Annotated in this window: 12 protein-coding genes; 3 read left to right on the top strand and 9 right to left on the bottom strand. The window is 69.9% G+C overall.

Annotated elements, in window-relative coordinates; genetic code table 11:
• Positions 1–234 precede the first annotated feature (234 nt).
• Both ACFQ7F_RS33805 and ACFQ7F_RS33800 read right to left on the bottom strand, forming a co-directional pair.
• A complete protein-coding gene (locus ACFQ7F_RS33805) occupies positions 235–1884 on the bottom strand; it encodes an NAD(P)H-hydrate epimerase (RefSeq protein ID WP_383278973.1) in 1650 nt (549 codons plus the stop codon).
• A 55-nt stretch (positions 1885–1939) separates the two neighbouring features.
• Entirely contained in the window at positions 1940–2308 is a 369-nt protein-coding gene (locus ACFQ7F_RS33800; RefSeq protein WP_383278970.1) for a holo-ACP synthase, read from the bottom strand.
• Positions 2309–2408: 100 nt separating this feature from the next.
• Here ACFQ7F_RS33800 and coaA point away from each other — a divergent pair, with 100 nt between their 5' ends.
• Both coaA and ACFQ7F_RS33790 read left to right on the top strand, forming a co-directional pair.
• Positions 2409–3407 carry a type I pantothenate kinase gene (coaA, locus tag ACFQ7F_RS33795; RefSeq protein WP_383278967.1) on the top strand — a complete coding sequence of 333 codons (999 nt, stop codon included), beginning with the start codon at positions 2409–2411 and terminating at the stop codon, positions 3405–3407.
• Between the two features lie 45 nt (positions 3408–3452).
• On the top strand, positions 3453–4400 hold the full coding sequence (locus ACFQ7F_RS33790; RefSeq protein ID WP_383278964.1) for a DUF389 domain-containing protein: 948 nt from the start codon (positions 3453–3455) through the stop codon (positions 4398–4400).
• Positions 4401–4413: 13 nt separating this feature from the next.
• On the opposite strand, the gene glmM is transcribed toward ACFQ7F_RS33790, so the two are convergent.
• The 4 genes from glmM to ACFQ7F_RS33770 form a co-directional block, all read right to left on the bottom strand.
• Positions 4414–5772: a phosphoglucosamine mutase gene (gene glmM / locus ACFQ7F_RS33785; protein ID WP_383278961.1), complete on the bottom strand. Its 1359-nt coding sequence runs from the start codon at positions 5770–5772 to the stop codon at positions 4414–4416.
• Positions 5773–5917: 145 nt separating this feature from the next.
• Entirely contained in the window at positions 5918–6439 is a 522-nt protein-coding gene (gene rpsI, locus ACFQ7F_RS33780) for a 30S ribosomal protein S9 (RefSeq protein WP_361716623.1), read from the bottom strand.
• A gap of 45 nt (positions 6440–6484) precedes the next feature.
• Positions 6485–6928, bottom strand: a complete 444-nt coding sequence (gene rplM, locus ACFQ7F_RS33775; RefSeq protein ID WP_361837244.1) for a 50S ribosomal protein L13 — start codon at positions 6926–6928, stop codon at positions 6485–6487.
• A gap of 219 nt (positions 6929–7147) precedes the next feature.
• Entirely contained in the window at positions 7148–8359 is a 1212-nt protein-coding gene (locus tag ACFQ7F_RS33770; protein WP_383278956.1) for a glycosyltransferase family 87 protein, read from the bottom strand.
• Between the two features lie 74 nt (positions 8360–8433).
• Between ACFQ7F_RS33770 and ACFQ7F_RS33765 the strand changes: the two genes are divergently transcribed.
• On the top strand, positions 8434–9285 hold the full coding sequence (locus ACFQ7F_RS33765; protein ID WP_383278953.1) for a hypothetical protein: 852 nt from the start codon (positions 8434–8436) through the stop codon (positions 9283–9285).
• A 15-nt stretch (positions 9286–9300) separates the two neighbouring features.
• On the opposite strand, the gene truA is transcribed toward ACFQ7F_RS33765, so the two are convergent.
• The 3 genes from truA to rpoA all read right to left on the bottom strand — a co-directional run.
• Positions 9301–10155, bottom strand: coding sequence for a tRNA pseudouridine(38-40) synthase TruA (truA, locus tag ACFQ7F_RS33760; protein WP_383278950.1), 855 nt, complete (start codon positions 10153–10155; stop codon positions 9301–9303).
• A gap of 81 nt (positions 10156–10236) precedes the next feature.
• Positions 10237–10743, bottom strand: coding sequence for a 50S ribosomal protein L17 (gene rplQ, locus ACFQ7F_RS33755; protein WP_383278947.1), 507 nt, complete (start codon positions 10741–10743; stop codon positions 10237–10239).
• 96 nt (positions 10744–10839) lie between these two features.
• The coding region (gene rpoA, locus ACFQ7F_RS33750) for a DNA-directed RNA polymerase subunit alpha (RefSeq protein ID WP_383278944.1) at positions 10840–11514 on the bottom strand (675 nt) is incomplete at its 5' end.

Below are 11514 nucleotides of genomic sequence, written 5' to 3'. Positions count from 1 at the left end.
CCAGCCACGGGGGGGGGGACCATCCCCACTCACCCGCAGTCGGCATCGAGACGCGAGGGGACGTGCCGGTATGTCTGCCCGGAGCACGGTACTCAGCACTCCCCAACCGAAGCGGGCAACGACCAGTAGCGGATAGCGAGGACGGACATACCGGCGCGGCCCCGCCCCACAACCGAACCAGCACCGCACCCCGGCATCGAGGCACCCCGGCCCACCCCACCGCCAAGCCGGACGCTAGTCCCCCCGCACATCACGCCAAGCCGCCGGAATCGCCTCAGCCACGTCATGCGCCCCCACCGGCGCCCCATCCGCCGCATGCCGCCCGGCAAGCCCGTGCAGATACGCCCCCACAGCCCCCGCGTCCCCCGCACCGAGCCCCGCCGCGAGCAACGCCCCCGCGAGCCCCGAAAGCACGTCCCCGCTGCCCGCGGTGGCGAGCCAGGGCGTCCCGGTCGGGTTGACCCGCACCGCACCCCCACGGCCACCGCCACCCCCACGGCCACCGCCACGGCCACCGCCACCGCCACCGCCACCGCCACCGCCACCGCCAGCGCCAGCGCCAGCGCCAGCGCCAGCGCCACCGCCACCGCCAGCGCCACCGCCACCGCCACCGCCACCGCCACCGCCAGCGCCAGCGCCAGCGCCAGCGACAAGCGTCGTAGACCCCTTGAGCAGCACACTCGCCCCGTAACGCCCCGCCAACTCCCGCACAGCGGCCAGGCGTCCGCGCTCGACCTCCTCCCGCGCGACCCCCAACAGCGCTGCGGCCTCCCCCGCGTGCGGCGTGAGCAAAGTAGGCGCGCTCCGCCCCCTCACCGCCGCCTCATCGGCAAGCCGCAACCCATCCGCGTCGATCAGCACAGGCACATCGGCGCCCACCACGTCCACGAGCCGCTCGGCGTCGTCACCGAGCCCGGGCCCGACCACCCAGGCCTGCACCCGCCCCGCCCTGGACGGCGGCCCCTCGAAGACGAGGGTCTCCGGGTACCGCGCGATGACCGCGTCCGCGGCGTGCCCCACGTAGCGCACGGCCCCCGCGCCGCCCCGCAGCGCACCGGCGACGGCGAGCACAGCGGCTCCGGGGTACCGGGCGGACCCGGCGACGATCCCGACGACACCCCGCCGGTACTTGTCGCTCTCCCCGGTCGGCATCGGCAGGAGCGAGGCCACATCGGCGTACTGAAGCGCCTCAACCACGCCTTCGCCCGCCCTCTCGCCCTCACCCGAACTCTCACCGCCGCCCCCGCCCCCGCCCTCCCCCAGCACAGCCCCGAGCCCGATATCGACAAGCCGCACCACACCCGCGTACTCCCGCCCGGGATCGATCAGAAGCCCCGGCTTGTACGCCCCGAAGGTCACCGTCACATCGGCCCGCACGGCCTCCCCGGCGACCACGCCACTGTCCGCGTCGACGCCACTCGGCAGGTCGACGGAGACCACAGGAGTTCCCAACTCACGCACCGCACCCACCAGTTGAGAAGCAGGGGCCCGCAGCCCGCCCTTCCCCCCGATGCCCACGATCCCGTCGACGACAAGACCGGCCCCGCGCAGAACCCCCTGCACACCCTCGCCCCCCACGACCCGCCCCCCAGCCGCACGAAAGGCACGGAGCCCGCCCGCATGCACCCGTTCGGGTGAGAGCAGCACTGCCGAAACGCCCGCCCCGCGCCGGGCGAGCCGAGCCCCCGCGTACAGCGCGTCGCCCCCGTTGTCCCCGCTGCCCACGAGCAGCACGACCCGGGATCCGTACACCTTGCCGAGCACATCGGCGCAGACCACCGCGAGCCCCGCCGCGGCCCTCTGCATCAGGGCACCTTCCGGCACCCGAGCCATCAGCTCCCGCTCAGCAGCCCTGACCGTCTCCACCGGGTAAGCAGTACGCATACCCCGAGTGTCACCCGGCGCCCAACCCTCAGCAATCACCAACCCCCAGCAATCACTACCCCTCAGCAATCACCACGGCGGATGCCACCCCCGCGTCATGGCTGAGCGAGACGTGCCACGACCGCACCCCCAACTCGGCGGCCCGCGCGGCCACCGTCCCCTTCACCCGCAGCCGCGGCTGCCCGCTGCCCTCGACGAACACCTCCGCGTCCGTCCACCGCAGCCCACCGGGCGCCCCCAGCGCCTTGGCCAGCGCTTCCTTCGCCGCGAACCGCGCCGCCAGCGAGGCGATCCCCCGCCGCTCCCCGCTCGGAAGCAGCAGCTCCCGCTCCACGAAGAGACGCCCCGCCATCCCGGCCGTACGCTCAAGCGCCGCCTCGAACCGTTCGATCTCGGCCACGTCGATTCCGACCCCAATAATCACGTGCAGCAGCCTACGAGCCCGCGCACCCTAATGGTTCAAGCCCCGCGGGGGGTGACGCACCCCACCCCCCGTCCCGTTCAAACAGCCGTAACAATGGACTGTGATCTCATCGGTCTCCGTACCCCCGACGAACCCGCGGAGCGCCCACCGGCACAGGCCGGAGGCGACTCCCTACGTCGACCTCACCCGCACCGAGTGGAGCGCCCTGCGTGACAAGACACCGCTGCCACTGACCGCCGCCGAGCTGGAGAAGCTCCGCGGCCTGGGCGATGTCATCGACCTGGACGAGGTGCGGGACATCTATCTCCCGCTCTCCCGCCTGCTGAACCTCTACGTAGGCGCCACGGACGGCCTGCGCGGCGCGCTCAACACCTTCCTCGGCGAGAAGGGCTCCCAGTCGGGCACGCCTTTCGTCATAGGAGTCGCGGGCTCGGTGGCCGTCGGCAAGTCGACCGTCGCCCGCCTCCTGCAGGCCCTGCTCTCCCGCTGGCCCGAGCACCCCCGCGTCGAGCGCGTGACGACGGACGGCTTCCTGCTGCCCACCAGGGAGCTGGAGGCCCGCGGCCTGATGTCCCGCAAGGGCTTCCCCGAGTCGTACGACAGAAGGGCCCTGACCCGCTTCGTGGCGGACATCAAGGCGGGCAAGGCCGAGGTGACGGCGCCCGTCTACTCCCACCTGATCTACGACATCGTCCCGGACCAGCGCCTCACGGTCCGCCGCCCCGACATCCTCATCGTCGAGGGCATCAACGTCCTCCAGCCGGCGCTCCCCGGCAAGGACGGCCGCACCCGCGTGGGCCTGGCCGACTACTTCGACTTCAGCGTGTACGTGGACGCACGCGAGGAGGACATCGAGCGCTGGTACCTGAACCGCTTCAAGAAGCTCCGCGACACGGCGTTCAAGGACCCGTCCTCGTACTTCCGCAAGTACACCCAGGTCTCGGAGGAAGAGGCCCTGGACTACGCCCGCAAGACCTGGCGCACGATCAACAGGCCCAACCTCCTGGAGAACGTGGCCCCCACGCGCGGCCGGGCCGCCCTGGTCATCCGCAAGGGCCCCGACCACAAGGTGCGCAAGCTGAGCCTGCGCAAGCTCTGACTCCGGATCCTCAACTCAACCTGGGCCGCCAGCTAACCTGCGCGCATGCTGCATCTGCGCCTGATCACCCCGGCCGACACGACGGACGACGTGGTGCGCCTGATCGAGAGGACGGTCGGCGCCACGCATCTGGCCGTCATGCCGGGCGCGGCCCGCAACCCCGCCGGCGACGTGGTGACGTGCGACGTGGCCCGCGAGGCGGGCGACACGCTGATCAGCGGCCTGCGCGCCCTCGGCATCGACAAGTCGGGCTCGATCGCCCTGGAGAACATCGACCTGTCGCTCTCCCTGCGCGCGGACAAGGCGGAGGACGAAGCACCGGGCGAGGGCTCCGACGCTGTCCTGTGGGAGCAGCTCTCCGACGCGACGCACGAGGAATCCACGCTCTCGGTCACGTACTTGGCCTTCATCACGCTCGCCACGATGATCGCGGCCTGCGGTGTGGTCCTCGACAACGCGATCCTGATCGTGGGCGCGATGGCGGTGGGCCCCGAGTTCGGCCCGCTGGCGGGCTTCTGCACCGCGCTCGTACAGCGCGCCCCGCGGCTCGCCCTGCGCTCGCTTATCGCGCTGCTCGTGGGCTTCGCAGGGGCGATGGTGGTCACCGTCGGCTTCAGCTACTTCATGGACGCCGTGAACCTGTTCAGCGACGACGCCCTGAAGTCGGAACGCCCGAACACGAACTTCATCTACCGCCCCGACTGGTTCTCGTTCGTCGTGGCGGTCCTCGCGGGCGCGGCGGGCACGCTCTCGCTCACCTCGGCCAAATCGGGCGCGCTGGTGGGCGTGGCGATCTCGGTGACGACGGTCCCGGCCGCCGCGAACGCCGCCGTCGCCTTCAGCTACGCCGAGTACAAGCAGGCGTGGGGCTCCACCGAGCAGCTCCTGCTCAACCTGCTGGGCATCGTCCTCGCGGGCACCGTCACACTGCTGGCCCAGAAGTTCCTCTGGGCCAGACAGCACGAACGTACGGCCAGGAAGCGGCCGGCCTAGGCTGGCGCCTTCCCTAGCCCAGCGCGGACTTCACCACATCGGCGAGCCGCCCGGCCACGGACCTGGCCTGGTCGATGTCGGCGGCCTCGACCATGACGCGCACCAACGGCTCCGTACCGGACGAGCGCAGCAACACCCGCCCCGTGGCGCCCAGTTCACGCTCGGCCTCGGCGACGGCTGACGTCAGCTCGGCGGAGGTCGTGACCCGCGACTTGTCGACGTCGGGCACATTGATCAGGATCTGCGGAAGCCGCTCCATGACCCCGGCGAGATCCGCGAGGCTGCGCCCGGTCTCGGCGACGCGCGCCGCGAGCAGAAGCCCCGTCAGCGTGCCGTCGCCCGTGGTCGCGTGGTCGAGGATGATCACGTGCCCGGACTGCTCGCCGCCGAGGGCGAAGCCGTGCTGCTTCATCGATTCGAGGACGTACCGGTCGCCGACGTTGGTCTGCACGAGGGAGAGGCCCTCGCGCTCCATGGCGAGCTTGAAGCCCAGGTTCGACATGACCGTGGCGACGACGGTGTTCTCGCGCAGCGTGCCGTGCTCCCGCATGGCGAGCGCCAGGACGGCGAGGATCTGGTCGCCGTCGATCTCGGCGCCCGTGTGGTCCACGGCGAGGCAGCGGTCCGCGTCACCGTCGTGCGCGACACCGAAGTCGGCGCCGTGCTCGACGACGGCGGCCTTCAGGAGGCCCAGGTGCGTGGATCCGCAGCCGTCGTTGATGTTCAGGCCGTCCGGCTTGGCGCCGATCGTGATGATCTCGGCACCTGCGCGCGCGAACGCCTCGGGCGAGACGCGGGCGGCGGCGCCGTGCGCCTCGTCGAGGACGATCTTCAGTCCGTCGAGGCGGTTGGGGAGCACACCGAGGAGGTGGGCGACGTACTGGTCGAGTCCCTGGTCGTACGTCCGCACGCGGCCGACGCCCGCGCCCGTGGGGCGTGCCCAGGGAGCGCCGGTGCGGTGCTCCTCGTACACGGACTCGATGCGGTCCTCCAGCTCGTCGGCCAGTTTCTGGCCGCCGCGCGCGAAGAACTTGATGCCGTTGTCCGGCATGGCGTTGTGGCTCGCGGAGAGCATCACGCCGAGGTCGGCGCCCAGCGCACCGGTGAGATGCGCCACCGCGGGGGTGGGCAGCACACCGACGAGCTGGACGTCCACGCCCGCGCTCGCGAGACCGGCGACCACCGCGGCCTCCAGGAACTCCCCTGACGCGCGGGGGTCTCGTCCGACCACCGCGACCGGCCGATGGCCCTCGAACGTGCCCACTTCGCCGAGCACATGAGCCGCCGCCACGGAGAGTCCGAGCGCGAGCTCGGCCGTCAGATCCGCGTTGGCGACACCGCGCACGCCGTCCGTGCCGAAGAGTCGTCCCACTGCTGTCCTCCTCCGGACTTCTACCCCGGGATCACCGGGGTCCCGACCCGGATCACCAGGAAGGATCACCAGGGTTTCCGATAAACGAACGCCCCGGCAGCACACAACGTGCCGCCGGGGCGAACGAAAAGTACAAGCAGGCAGATTAACGCTTGCTGTACTGCGGAGCCTTGCGGGCCTTCTTGAGACCGGCCTTCTTGCGCTCGACCGCACGGTCGTCACGCTTGAGGTAACCGGCCTTCTTGAGGGCGGCGCGGTTGTTGTCGACGTCGGCCTCGTTCAGCGCACGGGCGACACCGAGACGGAGCGCACCGGCCTGACCGGAGACGCCGCCACCCGAGATGCGGGCGATGACGTCGTAGCGGTTGTCGAGCTCGAGCACCTTGAAGGGCTCGTTGACTTCCTGCTGGTGAACCTTGTTCGGGAAGTAGTCCTCGAGCGTGCGCCCGTTGACCTTCCACTTGCCGGTGCCCGGAACGATCCGGACGCGGGCGATGGCGTTCTTGCGACGGCCCAGGCCGGCGGCCGGCTGGGGGTCGCCGAAGCGCGCGGCGTTCGACTCAGAGGTGTACTCGCCCTCGACGGGCACCTCGGACTCGGTGGTGTACTGCTCGACGTCAACAACCTCGGTCTCTTCGACCGGCTGCTCAACGGTGGTCTCGGCCACGATTCTCCTCAGAATTTCTTACGTCTTTGGGGGTGGTGGCCGGAACTACTGCGCGACCTGGGTGATCTCGAACGGGACCGGCTGCTGAGCGCCGTGCGGGTGCTGGTCACCCGCGTAGATCTTCAGCTTCGAGAGCATCTGACGGCCCAGGGTGTTCTTGGGGATCATGCCCTTGATGGCCTTCTCGACGGCCTTCTCGGGGTTCTTCGCAAGAAGCTCGTCGTAGCGGACGGAACGCAGACCGCCCGGGTACCCGGAGTGGCGGTACGCCATCTTCTGGGTCTTCTTGTTGCCGGAGAGGTGAACCTTCTCGGCGTTGATGATGATGACGAAGTCGCCCATGTCCATGTGGGGGGCGTAGATCGCCTTGTGCTTGCCGCGCAGGAGGTTGGCGGCAGTGGTCGCCAGACGGCCCAGGACGATGTCCTGAGCGTCGATGACGTGCCACTGGCGGGTCACATCGCCGGGCTTGGGGCTGTACGTACGCACTTCGTAGCCTTCGCTTCTTCAGTGGATGGGGTCCAGACACACGGCACCCCAGAAACGATCGAAGCGATCATGCAGCTGGGGCCCACAATGCCGGGGACGCTGCCCGTATGCGAGCCACTGGTAACTGCTCCAGGGAACCTACGTAAGGCCCTTCGCGTGAGAACGACGAAGCCAATACGTATAACAATCCCCGAGAGTACCCGCAGCGCGCCGTACGGGTCAAAACGCGGACCTGGAGACCGGCACCGCCGACTCCACCGCCTCAGGCGGTTCTGCGCCATCAAGGCTAACCGCCCTCGGCCGCACACAGGACCGGGCGACCGTGAAGGCCAGTACACACAGGGTGACGCAGTCCCTGAAGGCCCGCCGGGTGCCGGGTTCAAGCCAAGGCCAGGTGAACCCCGGAATCTGCGGGACGAGCGCGAGCCAGAACCACTTCCCCCGGGCCACCGCCCCCGGCACGAGCGCCCCCGCGAGCAGCAGCGGCACGACGACGAGCAGGTAGTGGTCGTACGACGGCCTGGACACCAGGAAGGCCGCCAGCATCAGCATCACGGCCGTCTCGACCACCCGCAGCTCCCCCGGCCCCGCCCCGTCCCGCCAGCGCCGCCACGCGCACCACACCCCCGCCCCCGCGACCGCCAGGGCGAGCAGCGACGCCGCCCCCTGCGGCACCCCGAGCCGCGGCAGGACAGCGGCGGGCGACGCCTCATAGAGCCGTACGAAGGAGTCGTCGCCCTGCAGCAGGAACGGCAGCGTCCGTGTGAAGAACCCGGCCGGATCCGGCATGGCCAGCGCCGTACCCACGGACACCACCGCAGGCACCAGCACCGCGCACCCGAGCCCCCGCCACCGCCGCGCGAAGACGAAGAGCAGCACCATCGGCGCGAGGAGCGGCTTCACGGCGACGGCCGCCCCGATCACCAGACCCGCGGCCACCCACTTCCCCCGGCACACGAGGAGCAGCGCGAGCGGCAGCGCGGCCGCCGACGCCACGGTCCAGTTGCCGAGCTCGACGAGGTGCACGAACGGGGCGAACCCCAGCGTGAGCACGAGCAGACCGAGCACCGCGAACCGGCTGCGCCACGCCACCCCGTGGATCCGCAGCGCACACCCCCAGCCGACGACGAGCGAGGCCGTGACCCCCGCCGGGACGAGGAACCGCACGACGGACTGCGGAAGCAGCGTCTGCGGAACCGCGGCAAGGACGGCACCCGGCAGATAGAGGAAGTGCCGGTCGGCATAGGGCGAGCGCCCCTCGAGCCAGGCCTCGGCCGCCCGCACCACGATGGCGTTGTCCATCCCGCCGCCCGGACCCCGCAGCCCCACCCGGACGACCGTGGCGAGCAGCACGACACCCAGCGCCGCCCAGGCGTGCCAGGTCACCGGCCGCAACAACCACCCACTAACAGATACTTTGCCCGTGTTCATATGGATCAGGCTAGGTCGGGCACCTCCCCCGGCCGCCGCTCAACATCCCCAACTCCCCGTCTAAGATGCGGCGCATGAGCTTTGGGCAAGGGGGACCTCAGTGGGGTCCAGGGGATTCACGGCAGACCCCTGACTGGGCGGCGCTCGCCGAGGCGTCCGAATCGCGCACCCGGCGCCGCAAATGGCTGACGATCGGTGGCGGCGCGCTCGCCACCGCCGTGGTCGCGGCCGCGGTCGCCGTTGCAGTCGTCTCCGCGAACAGCGACAACACCTCCGCCTCGAACAAACCGGCGAGCGAGCTGCCCTCGACCGCGGACATCCCCGGCGCGAGCACGAACCCCGGCCCGTCCTTCGAGAAGACGACGCCGCCGCCCCCGCCGGACCCCAAGGAGTTCATCTCCAGCGTCAAGAAGGACAAGGCGCCGCTCGGCCCCGACACGCTCTTCCCGGGCAAGTCGCTGACCTCGGGCGACCGCGTCTACAAAAAGGGCGCCACAGACAGTACGAAGAAGTGCGCGAGCGTCACCCAGGACAAGCTCGGCACGATCCTCACCAAGAACGACTGCACCGAGCTCTTCCGCGCCAGCTACGTGAAGGACAACATCGCCGTGACGGTCGGCGTCGCCGTCTTCGACACGGAGGCCCAGGCCAAGAAGGTGAACGAGCAGGCGAAGAAGGGCCTGGTCGTCTCCCTGCCCGGCAAGGGCGTGCCCAGCTTCTGCCGTACGGCGGTCTGCCGCGGCACGTACAACGCCTACGGCCGCTACGCCTACTTCACGACGTCCGGCTTCACCAGCGACAAGGACGTCACGGAGAAGGAGCGCAAGGTCTACACGGTCGGCGACGACCTGGCCCGCTTCGCCTTCGGCCAGATCAACCGGCGGGGCGAGGCCCAGGCTTCCGCCGCGGCCACCGCCCCCGAGTAGTCCGCGAGCCGGGGCTCAGCAGCACCCGGCGCCGGGCAACGTCCGCTTGTTGCGCGCTTCTTTGCTGCGCGCGGCGAGCAACTCGTCGGCGGGGTAGCCGACTTCTTCGAGGGTAAGACCGTGCGGTCGTACGACATGCACGGCGGAGTCCCGCACTCCCGCGGCAAGAACCTTGGCCGGCCACTCCGCGGGCCGGTGACCGTCACCCACGAACAACATGGCACCGACCAGCGACCGCACCATGTTGTGGCAGAAGGCATCGGCCCGCACGGTCGCTTCGAGAATCCCGTCCGGCCGCCGCTCCCAGCGCAGTTCCTGGAGCGTACGGATGGTCGTCGCGCCCTCGCGCTTCTTGCAGTAAGCAGCGAAATCATGCTCACCGATGAGTCCATCGGCGGCGGCGTTCATCGCGTCGAGGTCCAACTCCCAGTCGTGCCAGAGCACATGACTGCGCAGCAGCGGGTCGACGCCGCCCGGGTGATCGGTCACGCGATAGGCGTAGCGCCGCCACACGGCCGCGAACCGCGCGTTGAACCCGGCGGGAGCCTGCGCCACCTTCCACACCCGCACATCGTGCGGCAGCCGCCCCGCGAGCCTGCGCAGCAGCTTGTCACTGTGCTCGGCCCACACCTCCTCGGGCAGATCGACATGAGCGACCTGCCCCCGGGCGTGCACCCCGCTGTCGGTCCGTCCGGCGACGGTCAGCTCGTACGTCTCCTGCGAGCGCGTCACGGTCCGCAGCGCGTCCTCGATCTCTCCCTGGACGGTCCGCTGCCCCTGCCGCTGCTTGGCCCAGCCGGAGAAGTCCTTGCCGTCGTACGAAAGGTCGAGACGCACCCGCACGAACCCGGGCTCTACTTCATCACTCACACCAACCATCCTCTCAGCCGGACCGACATGCGAAAGCGGGCCCGCCCCGAAGGGCGGACCCGCTCACAGCAAGGCAGAGCCTCAGGCGTCCTTGGACTCGTCCTTGGACTCATCGGCGGCCTCAACCGGCTTCGCGTCCTCGACGGGCGCGTCGTCCTTCTTGAGGGCGTCTTCCTTGACGGCACGCTTGGTGGCCGCCTCGGCCTCACCGGTGGCAGCCTGCGCCACGGTCAGGGCCTCGACAAGCTCGATGATCGCCATGGGCGCGTTGTCGCCACGACGGTTACCGATCTTGGTGATACGGGTGTAGCCACCGGGGCGGTTCTCGTAGCGCGGGCCGATCTCCGTGAAGAGCGTGTGCACGATGCTCTTGTCGGTGATGACGGTCAGCACCTGGCGGCGGTTGTGAAGGTCACCCTTCTTCGCCTTGGTGACCAGACGCTCCGCGTAGGGACGCAGACGACGGGCCTTCGCCTCGGTGGTGGTGATGCGGCCGTACTCGAAGAGCTGCTTGGCAAGGTTCGCCAGGAGGAGCTTCTCGTGCGCGGCGCTGCCGCCCATACGGGCACCCTTGGTGGGCTTCGGCATGGTGTTTCTCCTTCATCGCTGCACCGGCCGTGTCAGGTACCGGTGTCAGTGCCCACGAGGCGGTCGCCCCGCGGGAAGCTACTGCAGAGCCGAAGCTCAGTACTGCTCGGTCTCGACGAAACCGGCGTCCGCATCGTCGTCGGCGCCGAAGGCGTCAGCGGCGGCGGTCGGGTCGAAGCCGGGAGGCGAGTCCTTGAGCGCAAGACCCATGCCGTTGAGCTTCATCTTGACCTCGTCGATCGACTTCGCACCGAAGTTGCGGATGTCGAGCAGGTCGGCCTCGGAGCGGGCCACGAGCTCACCCACGGAGTGGATGCCCTCGCGCTTGAGGCAGTTGTACGACCGAACGGTGAGCTCGAGCTCCTCGATCGGCAGGGCGAGATCGGCGGCCAGGGCCGCGTCCGTCGGCGAGGGGCCCATGTCGATGCCCTCGGCGTCGATGTTGAGCTCGCGGGCCAGACCGAACAGCTCGACCAGGGTCTTACCGGCGGACGCCATGGCGTCACGCGGGCGCATGGCCTGCTTGGTCTCGACGTCGACGATCAGCTTGTCGAAGTCGGTGCGCTGCTCGACACGCGTGGCCTCGACCTTGTACGTGACCTTCAGGACCGGCGAGTAGATCGAGTCGACCGGGATGCGCCCGATCTCCTGACCGACCTGCTTGTTCTGCACGGCGGAGACGTAGCCGCGACCGCGCTCGACGGTCAGCTCCATCTCCAGCTTGCCCTTGCCGTTGAGCGTGGCGAGGACCAGGTCGGGGTTGTGCACCTC

This window comes from Streptomyces sp. NPDC056486, from assembly GCF_042795295.1.
Taxonomy (GTDB): Bacteria; Actinomycetota; Actinomycetes; order Streptomycetales; family Streptomycetaceae; genus Streptomyces.
Note: the sequence above shows the minus strand (reverse complement) of the source record. Positions and strands in the feature narration are given on the sequence as shown.